This window comes from Aliiroseovarius sp. S253 (assembly GCF_049800855.1).
Classification (GTDB): Bacteria; Pseudomonadota; Alphaproteobacteria; order Rhodobacterales; family Rhodobacteraceae; genus Aliiroseovarius.
Genome location: NZ_JBNAFW010000001.1, coordinates 1,775,584 through 1,792,726, shown reverse-complemented (window position 1 = coordinate 1,792,726; position 17,143 = coordinate 1,775,584). Strand labels below are relative to the sequence as shown.

The 17,143-nt window shown below is 56.0% G+C and carries 19 protein-coding genes and 1 tRNA gene; 9 read left to right on the top strand and 11 right to left on the bottom strand.

Annotated elements, in window-relative coordinates:
* Positions 1–142: 142 nt before the first annotated feature.
* From ACP15F_RS08795 to ACP15F_RS08765, 7 genes are all read right to left on the bottom strand, one after another.
* On the bottom strand, positions 143–1,078 hold the full coding sequence (locus ACP15F_RS08795; protein ID WP_424940434.1) for an AEC family transporter: 936 nt from the start codon (positions 1,076–1,078) through the stop codon (positions 143–145).
* Positions 1,075–1,890: an MBL fold metallo-hydrolase gene (locus ACP15F_RS08790; protein WP_424940433.1), complete on the bottom strand. Its 816-nt coding sequence runs from the start codon at positions 1,888–1,890 to the stop codon at positions 1,075–1,077. The genes ACP15F_RS08795 and ACP15F_RS08790 overlap by 4 nt, the downstream gene beginning before the upstream one ends.
* Entirely contained in the window at positions 1,887–2,690 is an 804-nt protein-coding gene (locus ACP15F_RS08785) for a TatD family hydrolase (protein ID WP_424940432.1), read from the bottom strand. The genes ACP15F_RS08790 and ACP15F_RS08785 overlap by 4 nt, the downstream gene beginning before the upstream one ends.
* A 16-nt stretch (positions 2,691–2,706) precedes the next feature.
* The gene (locus ACP15F_RS08780; RefSeq protein ID WP_424940431.1) at positions 2,707–3,834 is read right to left on the bottom strand and encodes a DNA polymerase III subunit delta'; all 1,128 of its coding nucleotides are present in this window, start codon (positions 3,832–3,834) and stop codon (positions 2,707–2,709) included.
* Positions 3,831–4,460, bottom strand: coding sequence for a dTMP kinase (gene tmk / locus ACP15F_RS08775; protein ID WP_424940430.1), 630 nt, complete (start codon positions 4,458–4,460; stop codon positions 3,831–3,833). Before tmk ends, ACP15F_RS08780 begins: the two co-directional genes overlap by 4 nt.
* An 8-nt stretch (positions 4,461–4,468) precedes the next feature.
* Positions 4,469–5,671, bottom strand: a complete 1,203-nt coding sequence (locus tag ACP15F_RS08770; protein ID WP_424940429.1) for a D-alanyl-D-alanine carboxypeptidase family protein — start codon at positions 5,669–5,671, stop codon at positions 4,469–4,471.
* Between the two features lie 63 nt (positions 5,672–5,734).
* Positions 5,735–6,622: an SPOR domain-containing protein gene (locus tag ACP15F_RS08765; RefSeq protein WP_424940428.1), complete on the bottom strand. Its 888-nt coding sequence runs from the start codon at positions 6,620–6,622 to the stop codon at positions 5,735–5,737.
* A 198-nt stretch (positions 6,623–6,820) separates the two neighbouring features.
* On the opposite strand from ACP15F_RS08765, the gene ACP15F_RS08760 reads away from it, so the two are divergent.
* From ACP15F_RS08760 to ACP15F_RS08730, 7 genes are all read left to right on the top strand, one after another.
* Positions 6,821–6,910 (top strand) — tRNA-Ser (locus ACP15F_RS08760).
* A 150-nt stretch (positions 6,911–7,060) separates the two neighbouring features.
* Positions 7,061–8,251, top strand: coding sequence for a tyrosine-type recombinase/integrase (locus ACP15F_RS08755; RefSeq protein ID WP_424940427.1), 1,191 nt, complete (start codon positions 7,061–7,063; stop codon positions 8,249–8,251).
* A 47-nt stretch (positions 8,252–8,298) separates the two neighbouring features.
* On the top strand, positions 8,299–9,135 hold the full coding sequence (locus ACP15F_RS08750) for a hypothetical protein (protein ID WP_424940426.1): 837 nt from the start codon (positions 8,299–8,301) through the stop codon (positions 9,133–9,135).
* Positions 9,136–9,227: 92 nt separating this feature from the next.
* Complete coding sequence (locus tag ACP15F_RS08745; protein WP_424940425.1) at positions 9,228–9,440, top strand: MerR family transcriptional regulator; 213 nt, start codon at positions 9,228–9,230, stop codon at positions 9,438–9,440.
* A 183-nt stretch (positions 9,441–9,623) separates the two neighbouring features.
* On the top strand, positions 9,624–9,971 hold the full coding sequence (locus ACP15F_RS08740) for a hypothetical protein (protein WP_424940424.1): 348 nt from the start codon (positions 9,624–9,626) through the stop codon (positions 9,969–9,971).
* A complete protein-coding gene (locus tag ACP15F_RS08735) occupies positions 9,964–10,371 on the top strand; it encodes a helix-turn-helix domain-containing protein (RefSeq protein ID WP_424940423.1) in 408 nt (135 codons plus the stop codon). Before ACP15F_RS08740 ends, ACP15F_RS08735 begins: the two co-directional genes overlap by 8 nt.
* Positions 10,372–10,509: 138 nt before the next feature.
* Positions 10,510–11,025 carry a hypothetical protein gene (locus tag ACP15F_RS08730; RefSeq protein ID WP_424940422.1) on the top strand — a complete coding sequence of 172 codons (516 nt, stop codon included), beginning with the start codon at positions 10,510–10,512 and terminating at the stop codon, positions 11,023–11,025.
* A gap of 363 nt (positions 11,026–11,388) precedes the next feature.
* Here the strand turns inward: ACP15F_RS08730 and ACP15F_RS08725 are convergent, their stop codons facing one another.
* Both ACP15F_RS08725 and ACP15F_RS08720 read right to left on the bottom strand, forming a co-directional pair.
* A complete protein-coding gene (locus ACP15F_RS08725; RefSeq protein WP_424940421.1) occupies positions 11,389–11,733 on the bottom strand; it encodes a hypothetical protein in 345 nt (114 codons plus the stop codon).
* A gap of 124 nt (positions 11,734–11,857) precedes the next feature.
* On the bottom strand, positions 11,858–12,229 hold the full coding sequence (locus ACP15F_RS08720) for a Rap1a/Tai family immunity protein (protein ID WP_424940420.1): 372 nt from the start codon (positions 12,227–12,229) through the stop codon (positions 11,858–11,860).
* 363 nt (positions 12,230–12,592) lie between these two features.
* On the opposite strand from ACP15F_RS08720, the gene ACP15F_RS08715 reads away from it, so the two are divergent.
* On the top strand, positions 12,593–13,126 hold the full coding sequence (locus tag ACP15F_RS08715; RefSeq protein ID WP_424940419.1) for a hypothetical protein: 534 nt from the start codon (positions 12,593–12,595) through the stop codon (positions 13,124–13,126).
* A 351-nt stretch (positions 13,127–13,477) separates the two neighbouring features.
* Here ACP15F_RS08715 and ACP15F_RS08710 read toward each other — a convergent pair whose 3' ends face one another.
* Together ACP15F_RS08710 and ACP15F_RS08705 are read right to left on the bottom strand one after the other, a co-directional pair.
* Entirely contained in the window at positions 13,478–14,926 is a 1,449-nt protein-coding gene (locus ACP15F_RS08710; RefSeq protein ID WP_424940418.1) for a sensor histidine kinase, read from the bottom strand.
* Entirely contained in the window at positions 14,923–15,666 is a 744-nt protein-coding gene (locus tag ACP15F_RS08705; protein ID WP_424940417.1) for a response regulator, read from the bottom strand. The genes ACP15F_RS08710 and ACP15F_RS08705 overlap by 4 nt, the downstream gene beginning before the upstream one ends.
* Before the next feature lie 220 nt (positions 15,667–15,886).
* Here ACP15F_RS08705 and ACP15F_RS08700 point away from each other — a divergent pair, with 220 nt between their 5' ends.
* On the top strand, positions 15,887–17,131 hold the full coding sequence (locus ACP15F_RS08700; protein ID WP_424940416.1) for an ABC transporter substrate-binding protein: 1,245 nt from the start codon (positions 15,887–15,889) through the stop codon (positions 17,129–17,131).
* The last annotated feature ends 12 nt before the right edge of the window (positions 17,132–17,143 follow it).

The window sequence follows — 17,143 nt, the reverse complement described above, 5'->3', positions numbered from 1 at the left end:
TAAGCTTGCGGCGGCTTGGAGTATTGCTGACCGTTTGGTCGAATATAGTCCGAACGTCGATTCGTCACAATAGATATGTTACGAGATAAAACCCCTGCAGGGCTATTGGTAACAATACCTACGAAAGCTTGTACGGATTGGCTTAGGACGCGCCCAAAAGAGCAAGCCAACCCCAGACGGTGAAAATGGAAAGCGCCGTGCCAACCAGAACGGTTGTGGCCGCCACCCGCTTGCCCACACCATAGAGGTTTGCAAAGACATAGGCGTTGATGCCCGGTGCGCTGGCGGCAGTTAGGATGGCGGACCGGAAGGCGTCTGTTTCCAACGACAATGTGCTGCCCAAGGTCCACGTGATGGCGGGGTGCATGATCAACGAGACGAGGCAAAGGAACGCCACGATCTTCAGATCACCCTCGGGCCGGTACAGGTAGAGCACCCCCCCCAAGGCAAAAAGCGCGGTCGGCAAGGCGGCGCGTCCTACAAGGGCCAAGGCCTCGACCAGCACGCCGGGCAGGGGCAGGCCGGTCAGGTTCACGACAAACCCGGCAGCGATGGCCATCACAAGGATGTTGCGTGACATCGAACGCCCGATTTGGCGGACGGTTTGCATCGCGCCATTGCCTTGCGCCCGTGCTATCTCCATCGCGGTGATGCCAATTGCATAGCAAAACGGCGCATGGATCGCGATGATGGCATAGTTTCCGGCCAAGGCGACAGGGCCGAACGCGCGTTCGGTGATGGGCAGGCCTAGCAAAAGCGAGTTGGAGAAGAGCGTGACAAATCCAAACGCCACCGCGTCGGGCCAAGGCCGGCCAAACAGGTAGCGCGCACCCAAGAGACCAGCAAAGAACCCAGCCAAGGCACCGGTGTAAAAGCTGAGCAGCAGGGGCGCATTAAAGTCGGATTTCAGATCCAGCCGGGCAATGGCCAGAAACAGAAGACAGGGGATGGCGACACTTTGGGCGAACTTCATCAGCCCATCAATAGCGCCGTCCGACAAGACATTGCGCCAGCGCACGACATATCCAAAACCGACGACCAGAAAGACCGGCAGAATGATGTCGATCAGCGCATTCATGCGTGCTGAATGGGCAGAACCATTCCGTCAAAGGCCACGGTCACATTATCGGGCGTTTCAGCGTCAACCGTGGCGTAATCCAGATCAATATGCATGTTGGTTAGAACGCCCTGTTTGGTGCCCGTCTGGCGGATCCAGTGCAGCGCGTCATCCAGATTGAAGTGGGTCGGATGCGGAGTACGTCGCAGCGCATCGATGACAAAGGTTTGAAGCCCTTGCAGTACATGGGTAACGTCATCGGGGATCTCGCTGACATCGGGCAGATAGGCCAAGTCTCCGATGCGGAAGCCAAGCGAGTCCATATTGCCGTGGCGCACTTCGAACGGGGTCAATCGGATCGGGCCACCTTCACCTTCGATCACCACGTCTCCGTTAATCGTGTGCAAATCCAGAATAGGAGGATAGCTCGACCCTTCGGGCTGCACGAACGCGTAGCCAAAGCGTGACATCAGTGCGGTCTGCGTGGGGCTGTCAGCCCAGACGGGCACGCGCTTTCGCATGTTGTAAACGATCATCCGCAGGTCATCGATGCCATGCATGTGGTCCGCGTGGCTGTGGGTATAGACCACCGCGTCTAGCGCGCCGACGCCCGCGTCCAAAAGCTGGGTGCGCATGTCGGGTGATGTGTCGATCAAAACGCGGGTCACGCCACCATCATCCCCAACGCGCGTCACAAGTGCCGAGCAGCGGGTGCGCCGGTTTCTTGGATTGCTGGGGTCGCAATCGCCCCAATGCCCACCTAAACGAGGAACGCCGCCCGAGGATCCGCAGCCAAGGATGGTGAAATAGGTGCCGGGTGACAGTTCCGTCATGCGGGCACCTCATATGCGGCCGCCTTGGCGAAAAGCCGTTCGAAATTCGCTTCGGTTTGGGCCGCGAAGTCTTCGTAGCTAAGGTCATACAACTCGGCACCCACTTTGGCCGTGTGCACGGTAAAGGCCGGTTCATTGCGTTTGCCGCGATGGGGCGGGGGCGCCAAATAGGGTGCGTCGGTCTCGACCAGAATACGGTCCACGGGGGCGGCGGCGAAAATCTCGCGCACTTCTTTGCTGCGCGGGAAGGCGGCGATGCCGGACATGGACAGATAGAAGCCCAAATCCAGTGCTGCCTGTGCGAGTTCAGGGCCAGAACTGAAGCAATGCATCACGCAGTCAAACACGCCTTTGCCGTGTTCCTCGGTCAGGATGCGGGCCATATCTTCATCCGCGTCGCGCGAGTGGATGATCAGGGGCAGGCCCGTTTGGCGAGCGGCTTCGATGTGAACCAAAAGGCTTTCGATCTGCACGTCGCGGCTTTCGGCAGTATAGTGATAGTCCAGCCCCGTTTCCCCGATCCCAACGAATTTGGGATGGGCGGCAAGGGCCACCAGTTCTTCTACCGAGACCATGGGTTCGGACGCCACGCTCATTGGGTGGGTGGCAGCAGCAAAGAAGATAGGCGCATGGGCTTCGGCAATGGGCTGCACCTGCGCCAGATTGGCCATTTTCGTGCAGATTGTGACCATACGCGCGACGCCTGCCTCGGCGGCGTTGGCGATCACCTCGTCCAAACGGCCTTCGAAATCGGGGAAGTCCAGATGGCAATGGCTGTCGGTAATTTTCGGCGTGCTCATCAGGGGCGTCCTTGCCTCAGGCGGCCAGTTTCGTGGCCGTATCGTTGATCCTGAAAAGCATATCAAGGATGAGCGCAGCAGGGTCAAGGTTCACGGCGCGCCCATGTCCTGCACGGGCCGACAATTCCTGCTGCAAACTGGCCCACGCACGCGCGGCTTGCGGGTTGGGTGACAAACGCGCCAAACAGGCTGCTTCGCCCGGCGCGGCCTCGGCCGCAGGGTGAAATCCGGCCCCGTGGCGTGCCAGTCGGGCCAGAAACAGGTCAAACAGTTGCAAGATCAATGCAAACCGTTCTGCATTCGCTTTGCCCGTCGCGCTTTCCGCAAGCTTCAATGCACGGGGGCGGTCGAAATCTCGGGCCTGAAAGATGTGCACCAGATCGGCATAGGTGCCCAGCCCATTCAGGTGCAGCAAGCGCAGCGCGTCGCCCGCTGAACCTGCGGCCAGTTCGTTCAAGCGCAAAACGTCATCCGCTGAAGGTGTTTCGTCCAGCCCGGCCATAACTTCAGACAGAGCGTCCGGGGCCAAGGGAGGCAGGCGCAACTCACGGCACCGAGAGCGGATTGTTGGCAAAAGACGCGAGGGTTGGTGGCTGATCAGCAGCAGAACTGCGCCCTCGGGTGGTTCTTCCAGCAGCTTTAGCAGCGCGTTGGCTGCGTTGGTGTTCATCTCGTCGGCCACATCGACAATCACCACGCGACGCCCTCCGCCTGCCGAAGACAACGCAAAGAAGCTTTTCAGTTTGCGCACTTCGTCCACAGTGATTTCGTTTTTCAGGCGCTTCGCTTTTTCGTCCCACGGGCGGCGCAGCAAGAATAGACCGGGTTCCGACAGAGCGGCAATTCGGTGTGAAACTGGGTGTTCAGGCGAAATATCCAGCGTGTCCGGGGCAGGGGCCGCGAACATGCCGCCATCATCTGGAGGCGTAGCAAGCAGGAAGCGAGCGATGCGCCACGCCAGCGTTGCTTTGCCCACTCCGCGTGGGCCAGAAATCAGCCAACCGTGATGCATCCGGTCCGAGTTGTAGGCGGTTAGAAATGCCTGTTCCGCAGCATCTTGCCCGATCAGACGAGCAGCCTCGCGGGGATGTGGGGCGCCTTCGATCTGGTCTGGCTGGGGGATGTTGTCGGGATCGGTGCTCATGCGTGGACCTTAATATCGGCCAGCGCTGTGGTCAGCACGTCTGCGGCGACCACGTCTATGTCGCGGGTGCCGTCGATAACACGGAACCGGTCGGGATGGTCCCCTGCCAATTCCAGAAAGCCAGCACGCATCTTGTGTTGAAGCTCGGCGCCGAAATCCTCGAACCGTTCCTCGGTGCCGCCACGGCCCTTTGCGCGGGCGTGGCCCAGATCCGGGTCCATATCGATCAGAAAGGTCACATCAGGCTCGCGCCCAATCATCAGATCGTGCAGCGCATCGACCTGCGCGCGTTTGTCACCGGATCGTGTGCCTTGATACATGCGGGTGCTGTCTGCAAAGCGATCTGTAATGACGATCTTGCCCTCGGCCAAGGCCGGGTCGATCAAGCGCTCCAAATGGTCGCGGCGAGCAGCGGTGAACAAAAGAAGCTCGGTCTCTGCCGACCAGCGGTCGGGATCGCCTTCCAGCACGAGGGCGCGGATTTCTTCAGCTCCAGCCGAGCCTCCGGGTTCGCGGGTCAGAACAACATCATGCCCAGCATCCCGCAACGCTTCAGCCAACAGACGTGCCTGCGTGGATTTGCCCGAGCCGTCAATGCCCTCGAAACTAATGAATAAGCCGCTCATGAGTGTGGTCAGTTCGTCGCGGAGGACGTTGCGCCCAGAGGGATCGCGGGGGGCGGTACGTCGCCACCCATTACCAGCTTCAGAACCTTTTCGGCGGCGGTTGTCAGGCGTTTGGGGTATCCCGCATTGCCAACGCCTTGCTCAGCATAAAGCGGAATGACGGTATCGCTCAGCCCATCGCGGCTGATCACCATCTGTGCCAGCTCCTGCCCCTGTGCAATCGGGGCGGGGATCGGGCCCGTCCAGTTGACGGTTGCGCTAATCCCGTCGCGTTGCCCTGCAGGGATCAACAAGTTCACATCTTCGGCCGGAACCAGTCCAACCGTTTCGCTCGCCCCCAACCAGACCGGAGCTTCGGCCACGCGCTGGCCGGCCTTCACGGTTGTCTTCATTGTGAATTGGCGGAAGGCCCAATTGACGATGGCTTCGGCCTCGTCCGCGCGTTCTTTCTCGGAGTTCATGCCCGAGATTACGAAGACGATGCGGCGATCGCCCTGACGGGCCGAGCCAACCAGACCATATCCTGCTTCCTGAGTGTGACCGGTCTTCAGCCCGTCCGCACCAATACCAAGGCTTAGCAGGGGGTTGCGGTTGAACCGGTTGTCCGGTGCACGATCCTTGAAGTGATACTCGGTCTGCGCGAAATAATGATAATAGTCCGGGAAATCGACGATCAGGTGACGCGCCAAAAGGGCCAGATCTTTCATCGACATGCGTTGCATCGGGTGAGGCCACCCCGAGGCATTGCCGAAGCTTGAATTCTCAAGACCCATGTCGCGTGCGCGGTCGGTCATCATCCGGGCGAATGCGTCTTCGGTGCCAGCAAGCCCTTCTGCCACTGCAACACAGGCGTCATTGCCGGATTGTACGATAATGCCTTGCAGCAAGTCTTCAACCGTGGGGCGGTCGCCGCGGGTCAGAAACATAGTCGAGCCGCCCATATTGGCCGCGCGATCTGACACACCAAAGGGGGTCGAGAGGGTTACTCGGCCATCCGACAGCGCCTCGAACAACATGTTAACCGTCATGAGCTTGGACATGGATGCTGGGGGCAGGGGTACCTCGGCGTTCTTCTCCATCAGGACGGTACCCGTGGTGACATCCAACACATAGGCCGAGGTCGCACGCGTTTCGAATGCACGCGCGGGCAGAGCTGCAAGAAGAACCAAAGCCACAAAGGCCGAAATGCACAAGGTCAGGCGACGAAACATGGTCAGGTGTTGTCCTTTGGTTGGTCTGTGAGAGTGTGTTCGCACGATGTCAGTTATCCGGGCTTAGTTGGTGACAAAATAGGCATCGGCGAAACCAAGCCTTTCGATTTTCTTCAGCAGTTCGGCACGTTCAGATTTGGACGAAGCCGGTCCCGCCAGAACGCGCCAGAAATCCTTACCGTTCGATTTGCCCTGCTTGATGGTCGGAATGATGCCAATCCCACGCAGGGACTCGGCTGTATTCTTGGCGTTTTGTTCGACCGAGAAGATGCCGATCTGAATAAACGGCTTTGACAGATTGCCCGACGGGGCAGGTGCGGCGGGTTTGGGTGCTGCAGCAGGCTTGGCGGCCGGTTTGGGCGCAGGTTTTGTGCCAACGCGCGGCGCTGTTTTCTCGGTACGGTCCAATGCGGCCTTGGCGGCGGCGATCGGATCATCCAACGACGATTGCGAGATCTCTTCGGGGTTCTCTAGAACCGGTTCAGCTTCTGGCGCGGGGGGCTCGGGCACTTTTTCTTTACGCAATGCGGTCACGGTCAGCTCGGATGGTGCTCCGGCCAGCAGTCCCAACTCGGCAGCGGCATCAGACGAGACCTGCAAACGCGGGCCGGGAATTTCCCGCTCGCGACGGAACAGGGCACCAACGACGAATTTTCCGTTCGATGTGTTGCGGATGATAACGCGTTCCGGGTCTTTCGCGCTTGGATGTGCAACCCAGACGCCACCCAGACTGGGGCGGCCATCCCAAAGGCCTTTTTCGGTCACTTGAAAGACCTCGGGCGCTTCCACGTCGCGCTCTTTCACATCCCCAGTTCGAGGGGATGCGCTAGCGCTTTCATTGCCGTCTTTGGTGTTTTGTAGAAAGCCAGGAAGGTTAGTGTCGTCGCACGCGGCAACAAGAAAGGCACCTCCAAGTGCCACGGCCACTTTCAAGGTGGTCTTTATCGACATATCGCGCCCCTAGTATCTTTGATTTGGGATCGTTGGATCCAGACTGCTCGTTCGGGGTAACCCCCAGATTTGGAGGCAGTCTAAACACAACATCCGCGCGAGAAAAGGGCGGCAATTGCTTCCTTGCCCCATGAGCACCTTCCCGCGTGAAATCTGCACTTTCAGAATCGCTCAATGGAAGTTAAGCGTCTCCTTGTCGGAGGAGTGGCAGAGTGGTTGAATGCACCGGTCTTGAAAACCGACGTAGGTGAAAGTCTACCGTGGGTTCGAATCCCACCTCCTCCGCCATCTACCCATTTCGATAGATTGCAACTGCTTGCTTTAAGTGCCTGAAGCGCCTTATTTGCATGGCGAATGGCATTGCGTGCGGTTTGTCTAGATTTTACTCGCTTCACCTCATATACTTTCATTGCGTGGTATGAATGGTGGTATTTCTAGATGGCGGCGCTGGGCGGCAAGCTAACAAAAAGACTGGTGGAGAATCTGGGGCCGGGTCGGCATGGCGACGGGTCTGGGCTTTATCTGGTGGTCGATCCTTCTGGAGCGCGGCGCTGGATTGTGCGTGTCACCGTTAAGGGCCAGAAGAACGCCAAGGGCGGGCCGTTGCGCACGGACTTCGGATTAGGTGGTGCTGATGTTGTGACGCTAAACCAAGCACGCGAGAGGGCTTTGGAATACCGACGCATGGCAAAGTCTGGGCTGAACCCACGATATAACGCCCAGCGCGAGATCCCCTCTTTTGAAGAGCTAAGCCGCCAAGTGCATATTGACCGATTGCCCACATGGAAGAACCCCAAGCATGGGCAGCAATGGTTAAACACATTGCGCGATTACGCTTTTCCCAAGATTGGCCGAATGCCCGTTGATGCCATCGGGCAACCGGAAGTGTTGATGTGCCTGTCTCCTATCTGGACCGAAAAGCACGAAACCGCGAAACGGCTTGCTCAGCGCATCAAGGTTGTTTTGGATGTGGCGAAGGCCAAAGGGTTTCGATCTGGTGAGAACCCGGTAACAGCCGTGAAAGAGGCGCAAGTTCTTCCCAAGGTCAAAGCCAAGCCGCAACACCATGACGCGATGCCGTGGCGCGATGTGCCTGCCTTCTATGCCGAGCTTGATAAACGAACGGCGATGGCGGCGAAGGCGCTGCAATTCACCATTCTGACCGCTGCACGCACGACAGAGGTGCTGGAAATGACATGGCCGGAGGTCGATTTTGAAACGCGCCTTTGGACCGTGCCAGCCGAGCGTATGAAGGGGGGCAAAGAACACCGCGTTCCCCTGACTTATGAAATGCTGGCAATCCTAGAGCCGCTCAAGGCGATGGCATCCATCTACGTCTTTGAGGGGCAGAAACGGCACAGGCCGCTTTCGAATATGTCGATGCTGATGCTGTTGCGCCGTATGGGGCGTGAGGGCTTCACTGTGCATGGTTTCCGCAGTTCATTCAGGGATTGGGCATCAGAGGCCGCAAATGCGCCTAGGGAGCTTGCTGAGGCCGCATTAGCGCATCAGATCGGGAATGATGTGGAGCGCGCTTATGCAAGGTCTGATTTGTTGGAACGTCGACGTGATATGGCAGGCGATTGGTGCCGGTTTGTCGAGTCGAAAACCACTAGGGGGGTAAACTAGTGTTCTGTCCACCAAACTACCTGGATTGGCGTGAAGTGAGAATGAGAGTGCGCGAACTTGCGACAAGGGTCTATTTGGCTGATGCGCTTGAGATTCTAGAAGAAGACCCTCAAAGAGCTTTAATCGAAGAAATTGGACAGGAATTTGGGCTTTCAACTCTCTACGAACATAAGTTCGCGCGCAAACGACTTGATTTGAGAAACTCTGGGTTCGAGATAGAACTCATTTCGTTCTGGATAATGAACCAGTTCGATGAAAACTATGGAGCGGTGCTTTGTAACAGCAGTGGTAACTTGCTAAAGGCCAATCACGCAGTTCTCTTTCACCCCGACCAGTTCTCCCATTTCTACCTTGAGTTTCCTCTGAGGGAGATGTCCGAACTTTGTACCGTATATCAAGAGCTTGATGCTGGTCGAATGATTGGGCGTGACTTTTGGGATAGGTATTGCTGCCTCGATGCCGAAACTGGCGTTGTTAAGGAAAAAAATCAGACAAAGAGAGTGCTGCGACATTACTTTGGTGATCCATTTGGATCCTCAGCTACCGATGGTGTGTTTGAGAGCAATGTACTACCTTTTGTTGGAAGTTGTGTGGTGTTTGATCCTTCGGTCTATCCAGATAATTACTATGATTTTTATGCCTCAATTTGCTTGCTGAACAAGCACTGGACAAAGCCCGAGTCGCAAAAAAACGAAACGGTACATTTACGGAAGCGCGGTCCTAAGCCAGCACCGGCTAAGAGAGAGTATCTATCTCGCTATCCAGATGGACCACCAGATGGGGTTAGTGCAGAAGCAATTGCTCTTGAGCTGACGGAAGCGGGGTTTCCAATTACTGGGCGTTCGATTCAGACCTACGAGCGTGCGCGAAAGGTTCGGAAGTAATTAATCCCTTCTAATTGGTTCTCTTGATGGGACTATTTTACAAGGGGCAACAGCCAGTAGTTTGTCATTGCAACCAACCTGAAGGGGTTTCAATGATGACCAAAATCTACGACGACGACCGTATCTACTTTCCAGAAGATCCAGAGCTACGCGTGTTAGGCGACCGCGAAAAGCTCGCACAATGGCGGCACCGCATGACCGGGCCTGCCTTTATCCGTATCGGACGCCGCATCGGCTATCACGGTACGGACTTAAACGCCTATCTCAGCGCCCAGCGCGTCGATCCGAATGGAGAGGCCGCCTAATGAAAAACCCCAACTCCGCACGCGGGGCTGAGGCTTTTCGAGTGACAGAAACTGCCACCTTCGCAAGTTCAGTTGATGTCACAAGACGCCCATGCCCGACAAGGGAAAACCGCCAGAGGTTTTATTTTTCGCGCCTGACAAACTCGGTCGAACGAGTTCAAATTCAGAAAGGACGCATCATCTATGACTGAGCATTGGTATAGCAACAGAACGCAAATCTACTGGACCTGCAAAGCGCTCGTTCAGGGGCGCATCATCAACCATATGGATGAAATAGGAGAGGTGCGCGGCTGGCGCTTGGGTGCCATCATCCACACCCTGCGCAGTCAGTATTCCTGGCCTATCGAAACAGACTATCGGGGGCCGGAGCGGATAGCGCATTATCGCTTGCCAGGTCGATGCGATTGGCAGGCTTTGGAGTTTCCAAAATCTGCAATCGGTTTGCGCGAAGAGCTGCAAGGCGAGGCGCGTGGATGCGCTCAGGCTGAAGGGGAGGGTGCTGAGGTGCCCGAAGTGCCCCCGCATGGGTAAGAGCAACAGGAAAAGCGAGGGGCAGTATGTGCCCCTCCCATACGCTCAGCTCAAAAGCGATGCATGGCGTAGCCTGTCTGGCGCGTCGGTAAAGCTCTGGCTTGAACTGCACACGAGATACCACGGCGGCAACAATGGTGCTCTGACGCTTTCCTATGCTGAGGCTGGCGAGGCGCTGGGCATGGGGAAGGCAACCGTTCAGAGGGCATATGCTGAGCTTGTGAGGCACGGTTTTCTTGCGCTGGAAAGGGAAGGGAACTGGTATCACCGCAAGGCGCATGAATGGCGGCTCACAACAAAGCCCACGCAATCTGCAAAGGGCAAACGGCTTGCAACCAATGACTGGCGTTCTTTCCTGCCTTCAGGAAAAACAAAACGCGGTTCTGAAACGGAACCGTAGGCGTTGCTGGTCGATCCAAATGAAAACCCTAGGGCAATCTTAGGGTCCAAATCAGAACCCGTCAGAGCCGATAATTTGCGCTCGTTGGGTTCTGAAACGGAACACTAATATTTACCACTCACTTAAGGGGAAACAGAGATGGGGAATGAACCCGAAAAGATGCAGGGCACCGGACGCAAGATCCCGGTGGTGAAGAAAGACAGCAATGGAGGCGTAGTGGTCCAGATAGAGGCCGAAGGCGCTTTGTTGGGACTGTATGGCACAAAGACCAACGAAGCCGCCTCAGGCGTTCTTGAGAGCGCAATTCTGGCGCTTGGCGAGAAAGGGGAACGTTTCAGGGACATGGTTATGTCCATGAGTATCGAGCTTGAGCCGCACGATGCGGCTGAGGCAATGCTTGTCACTCAGATGGGCATTACCCATGCCGCGATGGCTTGTGCCGCTCAGCGCATGATGGACGCCAAGATTGTGACCGTCAGAGAGCCATATGAGCGGTCCATGACGCGTCTAAGCCGAACCTACTTGGCTCAACTGGAGGCGCTGAAAAAGTACCGCGCCAAAGCGCAACAGGTTGTCCGGGTGGAGCGTGTGACTGTGAATGAGGGCGGTCAGGCCGTTGTGGGTGATGTGGCCTATGGAGGGGGTGCGAAGTGAAAAATGACGCTAACCCCATGAACCCTGTAGAACGCCTCCAGAACGCGCCTAGATGCACCGCGCACTCTAAGCGCACCGGAAAGCCTTGTAGGGCACCAGCGGTGCGTGGTTGGAGTGTGTGTCGCTTTCACGGGGCGGGGGGTGGTGCGCCTAAGGGGGAAGCGCATCCGAGCTACAAGCATGGTTTGCGGTCGATGGCAGTGGGCGAGCTGCAGGCGTTAGTGCGTTTTCTGTCTAACAGTCGTTAAATCCGTCTGTATCTAGTGGATTGTACCGGGCTGCTCATTTGTCGCTATAGTGCGTTGATTGGTCGACGCTTTTCGGAGAAATTCGATTCCTCTAGGTTTTGAAAGGGGTTTCAGGTTACCACCAACTGGGTTTGTGAAATGGATCGTTAACGGTTTTGTTGGCTTCGGAGATAATCAGATCGGCTAAGATATCCGGTTGCAGGGAGGTCCAAAGCTTACCATCGCTGCCGCTTGGATCGCGAACCGCCTTCGCAAAACTAAAAAACAGCAAATCCTCAGATTGAGCGCTGTCTAGTGACAAGTGTTTTTTTGTCTTTCTGACTTGTATCCAAACCAGCCCAATTTGAGATTTCAATACCGCATTCGGCACAGTTATCGCTCCAGAGGTCTTATCCTTGACCTTCCACCCTGTGAGCCATCCCTGTGAAACTGAAAACAAGGCACTTTCAAAAATTAGCATTGTGTGAAGAGAACTTTCTTATCTGGTGTGATTTCTAGCCATCTGATGAGTTCTTGTATGATTCAAAGCCCTTTTCTCGATCTCGCCATTCTCGAACTTTTCGATCGTATCTACTGCTTGCGGCCTATTGATTGTGCGAGCACGGGAAAGCGCTTCGCATCGAAAATAGAAAGAGCGAACTTGCTGGCAGGTGACGTTCAGCAGGATTGGCCGCCATATAGCCAACAAAGATATCTTCCAACTGTTTTGTGGTGACGTCATCAGGGGCGCAATATCCCGAAAGCTCGCTGTATGCATCGTGGGTTTCTTGATAGTCTTTTGCTTCCCCGGATTTGACGATTACCATCAGTAAACCTAAGTTTAGTCCTTCAATGATGCCGAACATGTAGCCTCTACACATCAGAGCATTCTCTGGGTTGGTCGCCATAGTAGCGGTACACAGTTCGTAGACTTGATTGCCAGATAGTGGAGAGCCTTGAGCGGGAGTGTTTAGCATGGGCGAAATGCACAATGCGGATGTTGCAATAAGTGATCTAAACATCCCTAACAATGGTGCTCGCATAGGGCGAAAGTCAAGTTGGACATCTGCAAGTCTAGCATGAGGGTCTACGATTGTTTCCTCCCCCGTGCGGCAATCGGTAAAGGTCTGTTGCTTTGTGGATGAAATGAACGAAGTTTATGTAGAGTACTTGCAGGGTTGTGCTGTCATTGGAGCGGAGGAGTTTTATTAGAATTCATAGCCAGCATTTCGCGGGTCTCGCGAGCGAATGTTGCTATAGTAAAGGTTGAAGGGCGAGGATTTCTGTGCAGCCTAGGGTGAATGAAGATTTGCTGAGATTCTTTGAATAAGGTTTCAAGATTGAAGAACTATTTACTAATCGCACTTTCTGCGACGCTGTTACTTTCCCTTACAGGATTTAAACCCATTCAACGGGCCTACAATGATAATTTTCGGCGCGGTTCTCTTGAAGGTGTGGTGGAGTGCATGCGCCTAAACTCCAATAGCGTGTTGTCTGAGGAGGCCACGAAGGCCGCTTGTGTTGGCAAGCATGAGATAAGGCTTTCTCCAAATGGCTTGGAAGGGAAAGGTGGCCCTCGAAAAGATCAAGAAAACTTATCTTTTGAGGCCTTGCTGGAAAATGAGCGCCCGGACATTGTCTATACATGGGTTGAGATTAACTTCGTTGTGGTCGATGCGGATGGAACCGAAAAATTCCATCCAGTCCACAACAAGGTTTGGCTAGAGCCAGATGCAACTTCTGAGTTTAACGCGGTTATTGATGACTTCGCCTCTGCTGACTTCGTTGTGGAACGGGGATGCGATACTGCGGATAAGGACAAGGACTGCTGGGGCTGGGGGCTTGGTGAGGTGCGTGGCGTCAAAATCAAGTAGACCTAGGACCACTGTGAATCGTGACTCTCTAAGTCAGTGATGTGGTATTTAGTGTGGTATATTGGATTTTGACTCTCTTAAAAAATCTTAAAAACAATAGGATGAGTGTTTAGTTCGTAAGACACCTCCTCCGCCATAGCCCTCTGTCTTAGATTTCCTGAACTTCCTATGCGCGTCAAACCGCGTCGAGGGCGTGCGTTAGGCCATTATTTGTATGGCTGTGATACAATCGTTTCGTTGGATTTACGCGGTTTCACAACTTGCCTGCGCATCCAGAGCTCATTGACCCGTTTGGGGTTTCCTAACCACCCGATGCCGGTTCGCACCAGTTTGACTGATTTGTCACAGTTCCTAATTCCTGCAAATCTCGAGACACGCGCGCAAACCATGTGCGCCGGTTTCGAAGAATAAACGCCCTCCGTGTTGTTCAGCCACGGTTGCCACGATCGTCAGGCCCAGTCCGAATCCATCAACGGCTTGGGTATTCTCTCCGCGTTTGAACGGTGCCACCACGGCTTCAATGTCTTCGGCGGACATGCCCGACCCTTCGTCCTCGACCACGATGGTTGCGTGATCCGCGTTTGCGGTCAGCTCGACAGTGGCCCGGCGACCGTATTTCAATGCGTTTTCAATCAGATTTGATATGGCGCGCTTCAGGGAAATGGGACGGGCCGTGATCAGAATGCGTTGAATGTCCGGAAGAGCCACTTGCCCGGGGCTGGAGGCGAACAGGGATCGTCCCCCTTCGAGCATGGGCCGTTCCATGGTGCGGATGGAAACCGGTTGGCCCCAGTCTTCGTAGTCCGCAACAAGAGCTTCGATCAGGGACGTCAACGACACTTGGCGGGGTGTTTCTTCGTTGAGCTCGGCGCGGGTATAGGTCAGCACGCTGTCGATCATTTCAGTCATGCTGTCGATGTCGGCCTCGAACTTGTCCCTCAGGTCGGCGTCCTCGATCAGCGCTGTACGCAGGCGTAACCGTGTCGCAGGGGTGCCAAGGTCATGGCTGACCCCAGATAGAACTGTCGCTCGCTTGGACAGCTGGGCGCGTTCATCTTCCAGATAGCTGTTCACCGCCAAAACAATATCACGCAGCTCCTCAGGCCCTTGAACGGCATAGCTTTGGGGCCCTCCCAGGCGACGGCGATTGTGCAAGGCTGTCGCGAACCGATCGAAATAGGCAGAGGTGTCACGTACAAGAGTTGCAACGATGGCCAAAGCAACCAGGCACATCAGAACCGCCAGAAGGCGCAGGTCCCTGGGCGCGGCACCGCACCCCCAGACCGCACGTCCGTCGATGCGCAGCCATGGTTGTGTTCCCATGCGGGCAAAGAGGATCGGTTCGCTGCAATAGGTCGCCAAAAGGCGCGTGACATTGCCAAATTTCTGCGCGGCGGACTGGCCCTCGTTTGAAACGAGCTCGGCCACTGCGTACTGCAGGTTGCCGGATACGATGCCGAGCGTAAGTGTTTCCCCGGACAGGGGGTCTCGACCGGGCCCCTTGATCGACACGTTGGTGATGAAGGCAGGCGTGGGGATGTCAGGCAAGCGCGAAAACTCGCCCCGACTGGCCAGTATCTCGTCTTTCGCATCTAATGACGTGATGCTTATGCCAGTAGGAGGCTCAGCGCCGGTGCGCAGGGCTTCGTAAAGGGATATGCCGCTTACATAGCTGCCGGTCTGGTGTTCCTGCCATGAGCGGGTCGATGAAAACCACATCCATGCTGACGCAAACGCCATCGCGAAAGAGACTACAACCAGAGTGACCCCAAGGGTTTGCAGGCGAAACCCTTTGCTCATGCGCTGTCCTCGGTCGTCACGTCGGCGGCAAAGACATACCCAATTCCGCGTTCAGTACGTAGTAGGTCAGGAGCTTTCGGGTCGGTCTCGATCTTTCCGCGCAGCCGGCCCACCAGCACGTCAATGGCACGGCCAGACCCTTCGGAAGTCGCCCCATGTGCCTCGCCAGTTACATCAAGGGATGTTGCGATTTCTTCGCGGGTCAGGGGGATATGTGGATTTGCCAGCAGGACACGAAGCAACGCGGTCTCCTTGCGGGACAGGGCGACCTGATACCCTTGTGGCGACGTGATTTCGTCACGTTTGGCGTCATAGTGCCAGCCTGCAAAACGAAAGACCGAAACGCTACGCCGGTAAACAAGCGAGGCGCTGCGAGTTGCACGATGTAGGACCGCGCGCACACGGGCCAGCAGAAGATCGGGATTGAAGGGCTTGGCGATATAGTCATCTGCGCCGACCTCGTACCCTTTCATACGGTGATGGTCGGCAGATAGGGCAGACACCAGAATAACAGGCACGTCCTGTTCCTTGCGCAGCCGAGAGCAGATCTCGACGCCGTTCTCATCTGCCAGCATCACGTCAAGCAAGATCAGATCCACCCGACCACCCTTCAGATGGTGCCGGATGGCGTCTTCTGTCTCGCACGGGAAGGCCATGAACCCGTTCTGTTGAAGAAACTGGATCATCATGCTTCGTGTCTCTGCGTCATCATCCACGACCAGCAGTCTTGGAATCGCCATGCGATGTGCCTCCCTTCGGCAAATGTGCCGTCCTCACCATCTGTTTGTTTGTAACAGCGTGCAACAAAATCAAGGCTTGCGTAACATCACGTAACAAAACGGCCGAAAAACTGACTTCGTGTGCAAGACTACCGCGTTTCAAGCGTTGCGCCGCAGGGGGGCAGGTCGTCAAGCTGGATACAGCGTCACTCAGACGAGTGGCCAAAGGGAGGAAAAACAAATGAAGACATCCGTATTTGCGGCCGTTTCGGCCATTGCTATTACATGTGCCATGCCCGCCGTGGCCGAACCTCAGGCCGAGGTTCTGCACTATTGGACATCAGGCGGCGAAGCCAAATCTGTTGCCGTGCTGCAAGGCGAGTTCGCCGACAATGGCGGAACCTGGACCGACATGCCGGTCGCTGGCGGGGGCGGTGACGCTGCGATGACCGCACTGCGCGCCCGCGTACTGTCAGGCAACGCACCGACTGCCGTTCAGCTGAAAGGCCCCGCCATTCAGGAATGGTATGAGGAAGGCGTTCTGGCTGATATCTCGGCCGTTGCAGAAGCAGAAGGTTGGGCGGACGTTCTGCCAGCTTCAATCGCTGGTCACATGATGTGCGACGGCGAATGGTGTGCAGCACCCGTCAATGTGCACCGCGTGGACTGGATCTGGGCCAATGCTGACGTTCTAGAAGCCAATGGCATCGCAATGCCCACCACGTGGGACGAGTTCAACGCCGCCGCTGACAAGCTGGCAGCCGCTGGCATCACGCCACTGGCACATGGTGGCCAGGCATGGCAGGACGCCACGGTGTTCGAAGCTGTCGCGCTGGGCGTTCTGGGCGCCGACGGGTTCAAGAAAGCTTTTGTTGAGCTGGACATGGACACGTTGAAATCTGACCAGATGGTCGCTGTCTTTGACCAGATGCGCAAAATGCGCGGCTATGTCGACGACAACTTCTCGGGTCGTGACTGGAACCTTGCCACCGCAATGGTCATGAATGGCGAAGCCGCGTTCCAGATCATGGGTGACTGGGCCAAGGGCGAGTTCCTTGCCGCTGGCAAAGCGCCGGGCGAAGATTTCCTGTGTGCTTCTGTTCCCGGTGATGGCTTCCTGTATAATGTAGACAGCTTTGCGATGTTCAACGTGGATGGTGACGACAAGAAAGCCGGACAAGAACTTCTGTCCAAGCTGATCGTCGGCAAAAACTTCCAGAAAGTGTTCAACCTGAACAAGGGTTCGATCCCGGCACGTGTTGATGTTGCGCTGGACGAGTTTGACAGCTGTGCGCACCTGTCCGCCAAGGACATGAGCGTAAGCTCGGACAACGGCTCGCTTTTGCCCAGCTATGCCCATGGGATGGCGCTGCGTGGTGCTCAGTCAGGCGCAATCACCGATGTGGTGACCGCACACTTCAACTCGGACATGTCCTCGGCTGACGCTGTGAATCAGCTGGCCGACGCTGTCGCCAACTCCATGTAAATCTCCCTGGCC